The sequence below is a fragment of the Actinokineospora sp. UTMC 2448 genome (assembly GCF_024760565.1).
In the GTDB taxonomy this organism is placed as follows: domain Bacteria; phylum Actinomycetota; class Actinomycetes; order Mycobacteriales; family Pseudonocardiaceae; genus Actinokineospora; species Actinokineospora fastidiosa.
In genome coordinates this window covers 13424-28821 of record NZ_CP031087.1, presented here as the reverse complement: position 1 = coordinate 28821, position 15398 = coordinate 13424, and the positions used below count along the sequence as shown (strand labels likewise).

Genomic DNA, 15398 nt, shown 5'->3' with positions numbered 1-15398 from the left:
TGGGGGGCGCGGCCCGTTTTGCGTCAGAGGCCCAGATTCTTGATGACCGTCTCGGTGATCCGGCGCGCCTTGATCGTCTGCTCCTGGTTGGTGCTGACGACGACGGCGGTGCCGTCCTTGGCGACCGCGTACAGCGCGCCGTCGTCCCCGGCGAGCGAGCCGCCCTTCCACCCGGCGGGGGCGTTGGCCGGGTTGGAGCTGTCCACCGGCGCGGCCTCGTCGACGACGGCCTTGGCGGCCGCCTCGTCACCGCTGTAGATCCGCACGGTGAGCTGCACGCTGCCGTCGGGGCGGTAGAAGAAGCAGCTCGGCGGGTCGCCGTCGGAGGTCTTCACGCTCCCGACCCGCTGGCCGTTGGCGTTCGCCACCTCCTCGGTCTCCAGGTACGGGCACGGTCCGTCGGCCGACGGCTCCGGCGCGGGCGGCGCCTCGGCGGGCGGGCTCGCGGTGGTCGTGGTCTCCGGCGGGGTCGTGGGCGCGGGTCCCGGCGCCGGGTTCGCCGTGCAGGCGGCGACCGCGACCAGCGGGAGCACGAGGAGGACTCGGTTCATGGCGGGTGCAGTCAACCAGACCCAGTCGAGTGTGATCCACGCCACTCATTGAACCGCACGATCGCGATAGGCATTACTCCAAGTGTGGCCTACGCCACCAGAAAGTGAGCACCCTGCCGATTGACCAGAGAGGGCAACCGACAATGGACCTGATCGAGCGATCGAAACCCCACGTGCTGGAGATGTTCCGCATCGTCATCGCGCTGCTGTTCACGTTCCACGGCACCGCGACCCTGTTCAGCTTCATGGGCACGCCGCGCAGCGGTGTCACCCCGGAGATCGGACAGTGGCCCACCTGGTGGGCGGCGGTGATCCAGCTGGTGGCGGGCGCGCTCGTGCTCGTCGGCCTCACCACCCGAATCGCGGCGCTGCTGTGCTCGGGCTCGATGGCCTACGCGTACTTCGTCGCGCACCAGCCGAAGGACCTCTCCCCGCTGACCAACGGCGGTGAGCTCTCGGCGCTGTTCTGCTGGGCGTTCCTGGTCATCGCCGTCATCGGCCCCGGCCGCTGGGCGCTGGACACGGCGCTGGCGAAGATCCGGACGGCGTCGTCGGCGGAGCAGGCCAACGACGGCTTCCTCATCCCCGCGTGACCGTCAGGCGGCCTGCGCGGGGACCGGCGCAGGCCGCCTTGGTTCCACGTGGAACCAGCGCTAGCCGATGGCGCGGTCGAGGAAGTCGGCCACGACCCGGCGGTTCCACTCGACGAGCCCGTGCGGGTCGCCCCGCAGCAGCGCCTCCGCGTCGGTGAACGACGCGTGCGTGGCGTGCGGCGCGCTGAGGGCGCTGTGCGGGCCCTCCGAGTGCGCCATGAGCGCCCGCCACGACGGCTTGGGCGGTCCGGCGCCGACGAGGAGGAACGGGCGGCAGAGGCCCGCCTGGGCGACCTGGATGAGGTCGCTGCCGTCGTCGGTGAACGCGTAGGACAGCTGCCCGTCGAAGTTGACCGCCGCCTTGATGCGCGCGTCCTCGTACATGGCCTGCAGTCCGGCGGCCCCGCCCGCCGAGTGCCCGACCACGGCGACCCGGCGCAGATCCATCCGGAACCGCGCCGCCACGTGCGGCAGCTGGTCGAGCACGAACCGCAGGTCGGCCACCCGGGTGTCGAGCACGGTCTTGATCAGCTCGCGGGACGGCTCCGCGTCGAACAACACGCTCCGCACGACCCGCCCGTCCGGGAACTGCACGCCGGAGGAGTCGTAGGTGTGGTCGATGGTGATGACGACGTGGCCGCGGCTGACCAGGTCGTCCACCAACCCGGTGTTCCAGGCCCGCGCGTCCCCCAACCCCGGCGAGTAGATGACGACCGGCCACCGCCCCTCCCTGACCGGCACGTCCCGGTAGGCGTGCGTGCGCGTCGCGGCCCAGTCGAAACCCCCCGGCTCGACCCCGTAGTTGAACCGCCCGGCCAACTCCCCGAACGCCGCCGCCTCCCCGGCCCCGAACTGCGCCGCCGCCTCCCCCGCCTCCCACCGCGCCGGATACCGGATGTCGACCATCAGCTCCCGATAGTCCACACCCCCCAACGGATCCCCGCGCTCCCGATCGACGACCCGTAGCGAGCCGACCCCCACCGGCAGTTCCCCGGACGGAGCGGGCAACCCGGCGGTCAACCCAAGAACGGCCACAGTAGACACAATCGCGTTCTGCATACACCCCAACGTAAGCGCGCGACCGCCGCGCGGAATCGGGGTTTACCCCGAAGACGACCCGGAAGCGGGCCACGAGATTCCCTGCCTTCATCGGCGCCGCGATCGGCCGTACCGTGGAACCATCCGACCGGAGGTGATGGCCTCTTGACCAGCAACGACGTGAGCCTGGGCGCGCGCGTCAAGCGGGCGCGGACCCGCCGCCTGCTCACCCAGGAGCAGTTGGCCGAGAAAGCGCAGGTCAGCGTCGACCTGGTGCGGAAGCTGGAGCAGGAGGTGCGGCACACGGCGAGCATGAGTTCGCTGACCCGCCTGGCACGGGCGTTGGACATCGAGCTTCCCAGGCTCCTCGGGCAGGCAGGCACGATCCAGGCGACGGTCGACGAGGCAGCGGTGGGCATCCTCGCGATCCGGGACGAGCTGAGCGCCCTCGACCACTTTCCCGGACTCGGCGACGACAACGTCTTCGACGATGAGCCGCCCGCCATCGAGCACCTGCGCAGCGCGCTCAAGGAAGCCGAGCACGTCCGCCAGCACGGCAGCTTCGCGCAGCTCGGGGCCATGCTGCCCGGACTGATGGCCGAAACCCGGGCCGCCACCCGGGCGCTCTCCGGTCAGGACCAGGTGGCGGCATACGGCTTGTTGTCCGAAGTCCTCCAGATCGCCTCGACCATGATGACCGGGCTCGGCAAGGCCGACATCGGCTATATCGGCCTCATCCGCGCTCAGGAAGCAGCCGAGAAGTCCGACGACGAGCTGCTCCACGCCATGAACGTCTCGGCCCTGTCCTGGGTCTTCTTCAAGCAAGGTCGGCTCGCCGACGCCGAGACCGCTGCACTGCGCCAAGCCGAGCGGATGGGTCCGGACTTCGTCCGCGACCCGCCCGAACGCCTGGCCGTCTGGGGCATTCTCCTGCTGCGCGCCGCCAGCGCCGCCGTGCGCGACAAGCGGGTCGGGCGCAGCGACGAACACCTGAGCCTGGCACGCGCCGCGGCCGCCCGGATCGGCAGCGACCTCAACCTCTACGCCACCCCGTTCGGTCCGACCAACGCCGGTATCGCGGCGGTCAACGCCGCGGTGGAGAGCGAACAGTTCGACAAGGCGCTGACCCTCGCCGAGGAGGTGCCGCGACAGGGCTGGGTCTCCCCGACCTGGCGAGCCCGCCACCTGCTCGACCTCGCCATCGCCCACAGCGAACTCGACCACGACGAAGCCGCGGTCGACCAACTCCTGGCAGCCGAGCGCACCGCCCCGGAGTGGCTGCGCTACCACACCTTGGGCCGCCAAACAGTCCGCGAACTGGCAGAACGCGCCAAGCGCCGCCAAACACCCGTGCAACACCTCGCCGACCGCCTGGCCGTCGACGTGTGATCCCGCCCCGGGTCAGTTGGTGGGCCCAGGAACGGCGACGGACCCGCCCTCGAACGACTGAGCATCCTCGGCAGTCGGGCGCTGCAGGACGTCGAGCAGGCGGCCCGGTGATCGACGAAGGCCCAGCAGGCGGGGCGATCCCGGCTACTGGGCCTTCGGTCGTTCAGGTGTGGAGACGAGGGGAATCGAACCCCTAACCCCTGCCTTGCAAATGTCCGGACGGCTACTGGATGTTACCTGCGGGCGTTCATGCGGCCACGGTGAGCTATCCGCCCTGGATCGCTTCCTGCTGTTCCCCGCGAGTTCCCCCTGCTCCGGGCACGCAAGGGGCACGCTGGGGGCACGCCGACTCGTGGGCTGCTCGCACATGTCCGTAGCGGGTGACCAGGCGCAGCCTTGTCGTGCTGATCGGGCGGGGCGCTGGCCGCTTCCGCGGCTCGCTGGCCTTCCGGCGGCTGGCTCGCTTCGTCTCCTCGTAGGTCGTCCGGTCCTCGATAAGGGCGTGCCTGGTCCACATGACCCCCTGGTTCGGGCCTGGGTGAAACCGGCTCTGGCGCCTTGCGGGCTCCTTGAGGTGAGACGACAAGCTGGGTCAGAACCGCGGGGCTTACTCGCCCCCGCTTCTTCGTACAGGCCGCTCCTAGCGCTGGGAGTGCGGTGTCAAGAGTGGAGCTGCGCTCCATCGCGTAGCGACGCCGCAGGCGCTCTTGATGCCGTGCTCACGGCGTTAGACGATCGCGGCGACGTGGAAGCGCCTTGCCTGCTCGTTCGGCTCTTGATGCCGTGTCGCCTGCGTGGCGCGGCGCGTACTGGACTGGGCACCCAGGCCGTGCCGCGCGTCCGCGCGGGCGGAGCGAAGCGGGAGCCCGCGCCGTGGCGCGATGGATACGGACCACGCCGCCAGCGGGACAGGCACACCGCGCCGCGTCGCGCAGGCGGCGCGGCCTTGATCCTCTAGAGGTATCTTCAGCAAGCAATCAACCCGCCTTCTAGTGGACAGGAGCAGCGGAGTGCGGCCAGTCGAACTACGGGTCGTAGCAAGGATGCTCGACATTCCGCTGCACATGGTCCGTCGGTGGTGCGAAACAGGTGTTCTTCCATCACTTAGTTACGGCGGTCACATCTATGTGGATGAGATGCTCCTATCAAGCGCGCTTACAGAAGGCGGGAAAAGCATCTCTCCCCAACGCTTGGAGTTTGCGACAGCGTTAACTGAGATAGAGGCACAGGATCTTAAAGAGGTTTGGATCCCTGACATAGTCCGCCACGCAGACCTTCTACAGAACAGGTTTGTCCTCATATCGGAGTCAATCGAGCGGTTACGTGACCTTCGGTTCGACTCCGTCACCAGTGTTGAAGTCCCGAAGACACCGTTCTTCGCCAGGACGGGGCATCTCCTATCACTGCACGATAGGCTGAGTTACCACGTAGCTGTACGTCGATTCGCCATCGCAATCGACAGATTACTGCCCAGCGTCGTCTTCTCATCAAGGATCGATGACGCCGTCAGCTCATACCTTCTCAAGAGGGGTGTCAACCAATGGCAAAAATGGGGTCGATACGTAAGAAGGCAGGTCAAGCAAGGTAACGAATGGCTCATAAAGACTGACTTAGCTTCATATTTCGACACTGTCACACATGAGTACTTGTTGAACGACTTACGCGCTTTGGGCGTATCTGCAGACTGGCTTACACCCCTTGAGGCCATGCTTAGCCAGTGGGAGACCTCTCCCGGCCACGGTTTGGTACAAGGGCCAGATGTCTCGCGGGTACTCGGCAATTTCTACATGCTTCCAGTTGACCGAGCCATGCTTGAGGCAGGATTCAACTATTCCCGCTACATGGATGATGTCCGTATCGTGGCGGCCACTCGAAGCCAATCCATTGCCGCAATGCGATTGTTCGAGCGGGAGTGCAAGAAGCGAGGGTTGATCGCTAGCTCCCAGAAGACAAGTTTGCTTATGGGCAAGGATGCCCTTAATGCCGACCTGAATAGTATGCGCGACCACATAACGTATCTGTTCGACACCAGACGATATCGACAAGCCAGACCCTTGCTTCGGGCAATGCTGAATCAGGAACTAAAGAAAAGTGAAGGCTTGGATCTCCGCGCAACCAAGTTTAGCCTCTACAGGTTGTCTCGAATACGAGATTCGAAGCTCATAGAGGAGGTCCTCGGCCGTCTCGACGCACTCAGCCCGGTGGCGCACGTTGTGGCTGAGTACCTGAGTCATTTTGTTGACCAGATTGAGGTACGACAGGCCATTGATGCGTACTTGACGAACGAGGAAAGCAGTCTCGACCCATACGTGATGTACTATCTCTTCGCGCTTATGTTGGCGTGTCCTCGCGAAAGCATCAGTACGGCTTGGGTAGATGCAGCCCGCAGTGTGGCCCGAGACCGAAACAAGCATGACTACCTGCGAATAATTGCCACAAACGTACTAGCTAGGAAGCGCGACTCGGTCGACCTGGCCTGGATTCGTACTTCCGCCCAAAATGATAATGATCACGCGATGATCCGCGGTTACTTGGTCGCATTGAAAAGGGCGGGTCAACTAGATCTGTCAACGGTCAACCGTTACGCGAAACGTGGACCGTCCTTGGCGCGCGTCATCGGGTATCTCACCTCAGTGACGAAGCTCCCGTCGCTCGTTAACCTTCATCGTGAGTTGTTCGCTGACTGATGCCTTAGAGTGTCCACTGTGCCGTTGGCGGGATGTCCAGAAGTTGGCTCGCTTTTCCCGGTACTGCTCCGCGGCGGTGTATCTGATCTGCAGTCGCCAAGAACAGTTCATCGGGGTGGTCGCTCACAGCCTGCTTGATGAGATCACGCTGACGCTCGGTGAGGTCAGTTTCGAATACGTCGGCAATCAGAAGCTCATAGCATTGAGCAAACTCGCTAAATCGGAAAAGGCGTTTCTGGCGGACGAAGGTGCCGGTCACGTATGGAAAGTCAACTTGTCGTAGGTACCCAGGCTCGACTAGCTCCTCGTAGAACTCTCGCCAGAACCCGTATTCGCGATCATCCCGACTTTCAAACCATTTGATGAACTTGGTGACGTTGGTGGCAGGAATCTTCACTCTGAGGTCCGCTTTACTCACGCTGTCGATTGGTATCAAGTCGTCACTAACTGCTGAAAAGCCGCTTAATACTTTTTCGGCCGACTTCAAGTACTTATACACGCCTCCCACCGGCTGAGCTTGGGAACGATAACGTGAACCTCGCACAAGAAGATACCGATCATCGATGCGGATTCTTAGCAAGTAGGATGCCGACACCCTTACACGTTGTTTCCACTTAACTTTCGTTCGCAACGCGATTGAGAGCTCGCGTCGATTTGTGAGTACCAGATCGATGATTGGAACAATCAACGTCGTGGCCACCCCTGAAACCAGTCCTACCATTACGTTGTTGTTCGCGGGTACAATGGTTAGAGCGACAATGGACGCGATGAAGAGAATCGCGTAGAAGCTAGGTCTCATCATTCGACTTCGTACCTACTTTCCACCCAATAAGGGCCCGCGAGAGGGAAGCGGGTAATTGTAATGCGAGTGAGTCTGCCCAAACTATCAACTTTATGTGGACGATTAGCGAACGCAATGCATTTGACTCCCGCTCCTCGTCCCGCCTGAATATCAGTGGCCGAGTCGCCGAGAAAGACAGCGTTATCAGCCTCGACCTTCATACGGGCCAGTGCCTCTACCAGGAGATAGGGCGATGGCTTGAGATGACTCAGGTCAATGAAGTCGCGGGCCGCTACGGCGGTTACCTGAGCTCCAAGGTTGTGGAGCGAGATGTAAGTTTCGATGGCGGCCCGGCTGTTGTTGCTTACGATCGCCAACGGGCGACCCGAGTTATGCCAGGTTCGAATAAAATGATGCGCTCCAGGTGTCGGCTGGGCTGTCTGGATCGCCTCGCACTCATGCGCCGTGAACGCTGCCTCGACGTAACGTGTTTCTTCCTCGCCAAGAGTGGCGGCGTAGTACAAGACCTCGAACGGGTCCGGGGATTGGCGAACCTCAATTGGCAAGGGTCGATGGCCGCCTTGAATGAGGGTGTCACGAAGTTGGTCGGCCACAGTGTATGCGGGAAAGCCGGAGAATACGGAGCAGACCGGCCCGTCGAAGTCGAGTAATAGGGCATCGGCCTTAGCTAGGCAGGCGTGAACCGCGGCCCAGTCGTCCACGTCGCGGCTCATGGGGTGAACTCGGCCGAGACGGTGTTCCACATGCTGTCGAACCAAGTCCGGGCCTGCTCTACGTACTGACTGCCGGTGCTGGTGTCGTCGTCGGTGACGGAGTGGTAGAACAGGATGGCGTCCTTGCCCATGAGGTCGTAGATCGCAGTGGGCTTCTCGCCGAAGGTGATGACGTGTTCGCGGACCGGGTAGAAGCCGAAGAATGCTTCGTCGCCGTTGATGACGTAGAGCTTGAAGAGCGGGGCCGCGTGGTGCACGCGCACGGTGGCGGTGGCCTCCCTGACCAGGCCGAGTGCGCCCAACTCCTTCACGGTGTCTGTGATTGCTCCTACGTGACGGTGCATGATCGCGGTTGCGCGGGCGCGGAACTCTGGTGAGTCGGCCAAGTCCTCGACGCGACACGGGATGGCCAGAGGTGCCGTTGTGTCGGGGATGAGGATGCGAACGTGGATCGACTCGGGGCGTAGGCGGCCTGCGCGGATCTTGTCTAGGGGTTCCTGCATGGCGCCGTGAAGGGTTTCGCCGGAGAAGCCTGCGAAGTCGATGGTGACGTGTTCGGCCTCGAAGGCGCGTTCGATGTGGGGGCGTAGGCCGACGGGGCGCTCGGTGCGGTCGCGGACGAAGACGCCGCTGCCCTGGCGGGAGACGATCAGGCCCTCGTCGCGGAGTTCGCGAAGCGCGTTCTGGACGGTCATGGGGGCGACGTTGTAGGTGCGAGCCAGCTCGTTGCGTGAGGGGAGCTTGTCCCCCGGTGCGAACTTCTTGGTGAGGATGGCGGCTCTCAGGGCGTTCGCCACCTGTACGTAGGGCGGGCGCGGGTCGTCCGGGTCCAACGCCATCTCGGCTGTCCTCTCTGTGGCGTGCACGGCGGCGCGTTGCGTGCGCGGACGCAACACCGCGAGCGCGCTTTGCGGAGCTTTGCGGTTCGCTTGGTCGCAACCAAGTATGAAGGTGCGCAAGCACACTTGCCTAGGTCACCTAGTGAGCTAGCGTTGCTTGACATGTCTAGCCAAGCTGTCGTACCGTTCGAACTTGTACAGGTCGTCTAGTCCGGTTAGGCAGGTGGTAGTGATGCCCGTCATCCCGACGCGGTTCGTCGTGGAGTTCGGGGAGGTGTTTCCGCTCGGTGCGTTCGTGCTGGGTGTGGAGCCGTCGATGGCGTTCTCGGACAACCAGGGTGCGCCCAAGCAGCAGGAGAGGGACAAGGAGACCGGGCGGCTCGTGTGGGTCGTGCGGGCGCTGGACGCGAACGAGGAAGCGGCACGGTTCGGCGCGGAGTTCAAGGTGAAGATCGTGGCGGATCACCAGCCGGTTCCTCCGCCGAAGGCCAACGGGTTCCCGTTCGCGGCGGTGGAGTTCGAGAACCTGACGATCACGCCGTACGCCAACGCCAAGGGACGGATCGCGCACAGCTTCCGCGCCTCGGGGATGCGGGCTCCTAGTGGTGCGCGCGGGGGTAGGTCCGCGGCTTCCTCGGGCGAGCAGAAGACGGCCGCGTGATGCCTGGGCGGGCGTCTCGTGAGGCTGTCGCCCGCTGGAACGTGGCGTACTCCGAGCAAACGGTCGCGCTGTTCGCGGCGGCTGAGCCTGGTGCTGACGACATGGCGGCGCTGCGGCTGGCTCGGGGATATGCGGAGGTCGCGGCGGCGTGGCGAGTCCTTGCCGCTGAGTCGGCGGTGCCCTTGTGGGCTCGTCACGCCGCCTCGATCGCCGCTGAGGAGTTCGACCGTCGCGCGGACGTGGAGACGCGGCGGGTCAACCGACCAGTTCAGGAGACCGACGGATGAGTCTCAAGCTGACCAGCACGCCTGGACCACAGGCCGGGGCTGTGTCGATGCCGGTGTGCGGGGCTCCGGGCCTCGTGCTGTTCCTCGACCCGGGGGACCTCGCGCTACGGGTTCCGCCGTTCCCAGGCGGTCCCCGGTTCCTGGCCAAGTTCTGCCGGGAGCTGGCCCGTGAAGCCACCAAGGTCGCCGATGCCTTGGAGAAGCGTCAGGCGGGCGAGTCGACCGGGCGGCACACGCTGATCTCGGACGACGACGGACAGGGATCGGCGTGAGCACCGTGGAGCTGCGGGTGGGCACCGGCAAGGGTGAGATCGCCACGCTTGCTCAGGCACACGACGCGATCTCACGGCTGCGCCCGTCGCTATCGGCCTCGGCCGCCGAGTGGGAAGCGTTCCACCGGCTGGCCGCTCGCGTCTATGCGGAGGTGAGCGAGGTAGATCGCGGTCACCACCACGAAGCGCGGGGCTACTGGGCCATTCGGGAACGGCGGTATGCGGACTACATCGCCGAGACGGGGGTGGTTCCTACGTCGTCTCTGGACCTACCTGGGTGGTGAACCAACACACCAAATAGGACTGTCTACAACACGCTTAACGCACACAGGGCGGTGCGGCGATGCCGCGCGCTCTCCTTGCGCTGCAATCAAACCAACGACAGAAGCGGCCTCATCGGTTGGCTGCCAAGCGGGCCGCTTCTGTCTGTCCAACCCAACGTGGAGTCAGACAATGGCAAGCGTAGAACACTCGGGGGCACCCTCGGCAAGGGGTACGGCCCGGACTGGAAACTCCCGCTGCGCCAAGTGCAGGCGGTTCGCTCGGCTGCTGCCCGGTGACGACCGGTGTGCCCGCTGCTCGGGGGCGCTGGGGCTGGAGTTCGGAACGATCACGAACCCCTCGGACGCCAACGCTCGGGGTGGTTGGTGATGGGCGGGGTGAAGGGCAGCCGGTGGGTTGACCCGGCTCCGCTTGAGGTAGCGCGGCCTCGGCTTCCGTGGTGGACGCTGCTGCCCTGGAAGGCGAAACTGCTGCTCTCGCCCATCGCAGCGGCCTGGGTGCTGGTCTGGCTGACGGCCAAGGCCGCGCGGTCGATCTGGTACTACCCAGCCTCGACAGTCCTCGGCCTGGTCGGCTTGGCGCTCTACGGGCTCGTCGGCGGCTGGTGGCTCGGCGGCCTGGTGCTCGTGCTCGCGGCCGGAACGTTCGTGTGGTGGCGGCAAGACCCCCACGGGTTCTACCGGCGGGTGCGGTGGATGCGCACCGAGCTGCGGCGGGCGTCGCTGTACGCCTGGCAGTGGCGGACGGTGACCCGGCTGGCCGGGCTGTGCGGTGAGGCCAGGGGGCGGGAGTGGCGTCCGAAGCTCAAGCGCACCCGCTCGGAGTGGTGGCGCGACCGGGTACGGGTCCGCATGATCCCGGGGCAGGCACCGGAGCAATGGGAGCTACGCGCTTCCGGGTTGGCGCACTCGTTCCGGGCTCGCTCGTGTCGGGTGAGGGCGGTCAAGCCTGGTGTGATCGAGCTGGACCTGGTGCACGCTGATCCGCTGGCCTCGGCGTTGCCGGTGCCTGAGCTGGCGGCCACGGATTCGACGGTGGACCTGCGGCGGGTCGTGATCGGCCGGACCGAGACCGGCAAGCCCTGGGCGCTGCGGCTGCTCGGCGGCCAGTACCTCACCGTTGGTGTGCAGGGCGCGGGCAAGGCATCCGTGTTGTGGTCGCTGCTGTGGGCTCTGGCGCCTGCGATCCGGTCCGGCTCGGTGCGGGTGCTGGGAATCGACCCCAAGGGCGGGATGGAGCTGGGGCAGGCCCCGGAGCTGTTTCACGGCGGCCCGGTCTACAGCAACGGGGCGAAAGCCGTTGAGCTGCTGGAGTCGGTGGCCGAACAGGTGCGGGAGCGGGCGGCACGGTTCCGGGGCATTCGGCGGGGCTGGTCGGCCGACAGTGGGGAGCCGTTCCTGCTGCTGGTGCTCGATGAACTCGCCGACGTGATCGCCTATCAGACCGATCGCAAGCTCAAGGAACGCGCACAGCTCGCCCTGCAGACGATCACCTCGCAAGGCCGCGCGCCCGGGGTCGCTGTCGTGGCCCTGGTCCAAGACCCGCGCAAGGAGATCGTGCCCTTCCGCAACCTGTTCACCACCCGCATCGCCATGCGCCTCGATGAGGCCGCCCAGGTCGACATGGTCCTCGGCGACGGGGTACGGGCGCGCGGCGGCAACGCGCACGAGATTCCGGAAGCGACACCCGGCGTGGCGTGGGTGAAGGAGGACGGCAAGCGGGATCCGGTCCGAGCGCGGGCGTTCCACGTGACAGACACCAACATCACCGAACTGCGGCACTACGTCACCGGCTCCTCGGCGACCGTGCTGCCGTTCACGCTCGACTCGGACGGCGGTGCCGCAGCATGATCAACGACTCGCTGAACGAGACCGCGCTGGGCGGCCTGGTCGACGTCCTCGACTCGGTGCGGGAGCACCTGACCGTGTTCGGCGGCTTGGCCGTGCCGCTGCAGGTGTCGCTGTCCCCGAAGTCCGTGGGCACAGTCGTGTCCCTGCAACTGAGCGGCCGTGGAGAGCTGGCCTCGCTGTCCGCACTGCTGCTCGGCTGGGCCGACACCCTCACCGACGTCACCGCCCGCGCCTGGTACGCCAACCCGGACAGCCTGCACCTCTACGTGTTCGGACGGCTGACCGACGGCCTGATGATCCAGGTGTGGGGCGGCGCGGACCTGCCTCCCGGCGTGCGACCGGTCCAGGGCTGCGACACCTGGCGCACGGAGATCGACCCCGGCCTTCTGCGGGCCTGGGCCTCCCTCGCGGAGGTGGCCGCATGACCAGCGAACAGGTCACGAAGGTACGGGCTCCGCTGGCGCTGGAGGTCGTCACCGCCACCGCCGAACAACACGGCGTCTGCGTACGGCCGTTCACCATGGAGGTCGGCGACCCGGACACCGGGGCCCTGCGCTACGTCGGCGTCCCGTGCGGCTCCACCGTGGAGAGCGTGTGCGGGCCGTGTGCACGGAAGGCGCGGGCGCTGCGGATGACCCAGTGCCGCGAAGGCTGGCACCTGACCGACGAACCGGTGGACCGGCGTCGGGAACCCTCGGCGGATGAGCGGGCGTTGCTGGAGCTGCGGGCCGACCTCGTGGCCCAGTACCGGCGGGCTGACGCTGCCGGGGACGTCGATGCGGACGACCTCCGCGAGGACATCCGCGCCGTGGATGAGGAACTACGCGCCTCGGGAGTGACCGGCAGGCTGCCCAACCCGGACGGCCCTGGGCGCAAGACGGCTCCCGTCCGGTCCACGCGGCGGCGGCAGGACGCCCCGAACCTGCCTCGACGGCGAGTCGAGAAACGCACGCTCGGGCGGGAGTACGCGGGCGGCTACCGGCCTTCGATGTTCGTCACGCTCACCTGCGACACCTACGGGCCAGTCGGAGCTGACGGCGCTCCGCGCGACTTCGCCACCTACGACTACCGGCGCGCGGCCCGGGACGCGGTGCACTTCGCCTCCCTGGTCGACCGCTGGTGGCAAAACCTCCGCCGGGTCGTCGGTTGGGACGTGCAGTACTTCGCGACCGTCGAGCCGCAGAAGCGGACGGCTCCGCACCTGCACGCGGCGATCCGCGGCTCGACCCCGCATGAGGCCATCCGGCAGGTCACGGCCGCCACCTACTTGCAGGTGTGGTGGCCTGCCCATGACCAGCTCGTCTACGGCGGCGAACACCTACCGGTATGGGACGACGGCCGGTTCGTGGACCCGGACACCCGGCGCCCTCTGACGGCCTGGGCCGACGCGCTCGACCAGGTGGAGGAACCAGCGCACGTCGCGCGCTTCGGGGCACAGGTGCACTCCAAGGGCATCCTCGGCGGCACCGAGGAAGCCGGACGCCACATCGGCTACCTGACCAAATACCTCACCAAGTCCACCGGGGAAGTCGTCACCGCCACGACCGACCGGCAGCGCGAGCATCACGAACGCCTGCACGCCGAACTGGCGGTGACGCCCTGCTCGCCGCGCTGCGCGGTCTGGCTGCTCTACGGCATCCAACCGCTCGGGGTGACCTCCAAGACGGTGCCGGGGCACTGCAAGGGGCGAGCACACCGACGCTCCACCCTCGGCCTGCCAGGGCGGCGGGTCCTGGTCTCACGCAAGTGGTCCGGCAAGACCGTCGCCGAACACAAGGCCGACCGACGCGCCTTCGTGCTCTCCATGCTCGAAGGCGTCGGCATCCGCCCACCCGAGCAGGACACCTCGCGCCTGATCTGGCGCAAGCTCGCACCCGGCGACACCCACGCCCCGCCACGGGCGCACCTGCTCATGCACGCCATCTCCGAACGCATCCGATGGCGCGCCGAATACGACAAAGCCCTCCTCGCAGCGGGCACCGATGTTTCAGCAACTCGACCGATAGCGGCTTGACCTGGGGGAACGAGATGGGACCGAAGTATCTGACAGTGGACGAAGTCGCGGCTGAGCTAAACACGACGATCCGGTTCGTGCGGCGGTTGATCGAGGAACGACGGATCGCGTTTCACCACATCGGGCGACATGTCCGGATCAACCGAGCCGACCTAGATGCGTTCGTCGCCGCTGGTCGGGTGGAAGCGCGGAGGGCAGCCTGATGGGCAAACGGGATTGGGGGCGTATCCGAAAGCTGCCGTCCGGACGCTGGCAGGCTCGTTACCCCGGGCCAGATGGCCGTCTTCGGCCTGCCGACAAGACCTTCGACACCAAGGCCGACGCGGCGGCTTGGCTGGCGGACAAGCAATCAGAGATCAACCGGGATGAGTGGATTGACCCCGACGCAGGGAAGATCAAGCTCGCCGAGTTCGGGTCGCGGTGGATCGCTGAGCGACGGCTGGAAGAGACGACTCGGGAGCGGTACGAGATCGCGTTTCGGGTGCACGTGGTGCCCTACCTCGGTGACGTGGAGCTGGCGAAGCTCAAGGAAGGCCGCGTCCGGACCTGGCGGAAGACGCTCGAAGACGAGGGCGTGGGCAAGGCTTCGACTGCGAAGGCATACCGAGTTCTTCGGGCGATCCTGAACACGGCGGTAGATGACCGGCTGATCCGCCGCAACCCGTGCCGGATTCCGAAGGCCGGTGATGACGGGTCCGCGGAACGCGATGCACCCACGCTCGATGAGGTGTTCGCGCTCGCCGACGCTGTTCCGCCGCGCTATCGCGCCCTGGTGCTGCTCGGCGCGTTCACCAGCCTTCGCTTCGGGGAGTTGGCGGCGCTGACGGTGACCTCTGTCGACCTGGTGGAGGGCGAGGTCCATGTGCGGAAGTCGCAGGCCGAACTGCGTGGCGGGCGGCGCCTGGTCAAAGGTCCCAAGAGTAAGGCGGGCGTCCGGATTGTCGCTATTCCGAAGGCGATCCTCGATGACGTTCGAGCGCATGTGGAGCAGTTCTCGGAACCGGGAGCCGACGGCCGCGTGTTCGTCGGTCCGCTGGGCGGCAAGCTGAGTCGGCACAACTTCCGGAAGGTCTGGGTGAAGGCGTTGGCCGAATCGAAGATCGGGAAGACCGACGTGCACTTTCATGACCTGCGCCACACCGGCAACAACCTCGCGGCCAGGGCGGGGGCGACCACGCGCGAACTCATGGCACGGATGGGGCACTCATCGGTGCGGGCCGCGCTGATCTACCAGCACGCTTCCCGGGAAGCGGATCGGAAGATCGCGGACTCGATGAGCAAGGCCGTGCGGAAGGCCAGGAAGGCGGCCAAGCCGAAGGGGCACGCGAGGGGCACGCCGGGTGATCTTGCGGGCTGACGACGAAGGCCCAGGCAGCGGGACAACCCTGCTGACCTGGGCCTTCTGTCGTTCAGACGGACG

The 15398-nt window shown here is 66.0% G+C and carries 16 protein-coding genes; 11 read left to right on the top strand and 5 right to left on the bottom strand.

From position 1 onward, the window contains the following. Window positions 1-23 precede the first annotated feature (23 nt). On the bottom strand, window positions 24-551 hold the full coding sequence (locus tag Actkin_RS00140; RefSeq protein WP_189209002.1) for a DUF2020 domain-containing protein: 528 nt from the start codon (window positions 549-551) through the stop codon (window positions 24-26). A 143-nt stretch (window positions 552-694) separates the two neighbouring features. Between Actkin_RS00140 and Actkin_RS00135 the strand changes: the two genes are divergently transcribed. Next, a complete protein-coding gene (locus Actkin_RS00135) occupies window positions 695-1144 on the top strand; it encodes a DoxX family protein (RefSeq protein ID WP_189209003.1) in 450 nt (149 codons plus the stop codon). Between the two features lie 60 nt (window positions 1145-1204). Here the strand turns inward: Actkin_RS00135 and Actkin_RS00130 are convergent, their stop codons facing one another. Continuing rightward, window positions 1205-2068 (bottom strand): alpha/beta hydrolase family protein, encoded by an 864-nt coding sequence (locus Actkin_RS00130; RefSeq protein ID WP_258905387.1) that lies wholly within the window; start codon window positions 2066-2068, stop codon window positions 1205-1207. Window positions 2069-2347: 279 nt separating this feature from the next. Between Actkin_RS00130 and Actkin_RS00125 the strand changes: the two genes are divergently transcribed. Then, entirely contained in the window at window positions 2348-3571 is a 1224-nt protein-coding gene (locus Actkin_RS00125) for a helix-turn-helix domain-containing protein (RefSeq protein ID WP_258905386.1), read from the top strand. Window positions 3572-4581: 1010 nt separating this feature from the next. Next, on the top strand, window positions 4582-6258 hold the full coding sequence (locus Actkin_RS00120) for a reverse transcriptase domain-containing protein (RefSeq protein ID WP_258905385.1): 1677 nt from the start codon (window positions 4582-4584) through the stop codon (window positions 6256-6258). Window positions 6259-6262: 4 nt separating this feature from the next. On the opposite strand, the gene Actkin_RS00115 is transcribed toward Actkin_RS00120, so the two are convergent. The 3 genes from Actkin_RS00115 to Actkin_RS00105 all read right to left on the bottom strand — a co-directional run bounded on the left by Actkin_RS00115 (window position 6263) and on the right by Actkin_RS00105 (window position 8612). After that, window positions 6263-6958 (bottom strand): SMODS-associated NUDIX domain-containing protein, encoded by a 696-nt coding sequence (locus tag Actkin_RS00115; protein WP_258905384.1) that lies wholly within the window; start codon window positions 6956-6958, stop codon window positions 6263-6265. 98 nt (window positions 6959-7056) lie between these two features. After that, entirely contained in the window at window positions 7057-7773 is a 717-nt protein-coding gene (locus Actkin_RS00110) for an HAD family hydrolase (protein WP_258905383.1), read from the bottom strand. Then, a complete protein-coding gene (locus Actkin_RS00105; protein ID WP_258908081.1) occupies window positions 7770-8612 on the bottom strand; it encodes a GntR family transcriptional regulator in 843 nt (280 codons plus the stop codon). The genes Actkin_RS00110 and Actkin_RS00105 overlap by 4 nt, the downstream gene beginning before the upstream one ends. A 232-nt stretch (window positions 8613-8844) precedes the next feature. Here Actkin_RS00105 and Actkin_RS00100 point away from each other — a divergent pair, with 232 nt between their 5' ends. From Actkin_RS00100 to Actkin_RS00065, 8 genes are all read left to right on the top strand, one after another. Next, on the top strand, window positions 8845-9273 hold the full coding sequence (locus Actkin_RS00100) for a plasmid replication, integration and excision activator (protein ID WP_258905382.1): 429 nt from the start codon (window positions 8845-8847) through the stop codon (window positions 9271-9273). Window positions 9274-9556: 283 nt separating this feature from the next. Further along, a complete protein-coding gene (locus tag Actkin_RS00095) occupies window positions 9557-9832 on the top strand; it encodes a hypothetical protein (RefSeq protein ID WP_258905381.1) in 276 nt (91 codons plus the stop codon). Next, window positions 9829-10116 carry an AMED_5909 family protein gene (locus Actkin_RS00090; protein ID WP_258905380.1) on the top strand — a complete coding sequence of 96 codons (288 nt, stop codon included), beginning with the start codon at window positions 9829-9831 and terminating at the stop codon, window positions 10114-10116. Before Actkin_RS00095 ends, Actkin_RS00090 begins: the two co-directional genes overlap by 4 nt. 366 nt (window positions 10117-10482) lie before the next feature. Further along, window positions 10483-11964 (top strand): FtsK/SpoIIIE domain-containing protein, encoded by a 1482-nt coding sequence (locus Actkin_RS00085; protein WP_258905379.1) that lies wholly within the window; start codon window positions 10483-10485, stop codon window positions 11962-11964. Then, window positions 11961-12389 carry a hypothetical protein gene (locus tag Actkin_RS00080; RefSeq protein ID WP_258905378.1) on the top strand — a complete coding sequence of 143 codons (429 nt, stop codon included), beginning with the start codon at window positions 11961-11963 and terminating at the stop codon, window positions 12387-12389. Before Actkin_RS00085 ends, Actkin_RS00080 begins: the two co-directional genes overlap by 4 nt. Next, on the top strand, window positions 12386-13978 hold the full coding sequence (locus Actkin_RS00075) for a replication initiator (RefSeq protein ID WP_258905377.1): 1593 nt from the start codon (window positions 12386-12388) through the stop codon (window positions 13976-13978). Before Actkin_RS00080 ends, Actkin_RS00075 begins: the two co-directional genes overlap by 4 nt. Then, complete coding sequence (locus Actkin_RS00070; protein ID WP_309569096.1) at window positions 13903-14181, top strand: helix-turn-helix domain-containing protein; 279 nt, start codon at window positions 13903-13905, stop codon at window positions 14179-14181. Before Actkin_RS00075 ends, Actkin_RS00070 begins: the two co-directional genes overlap by 76 nt. After that, window positions 14181-15335, top strand: a complete 1155-nt coding sequence (locus tag Actkin_RS00065; protein ID WP_258905375.1) for a tyrosine-type recombinase/integrase — start codon at window positions 14181-14183, stop codon at window positions 15333-15335. Before Actkin_RS00070 ends, Actkin_RS00065 begins: the two co-directional genes overlap by 1 nt. Window positions 15336-15398: the final 63 nt, after the last annotated feature.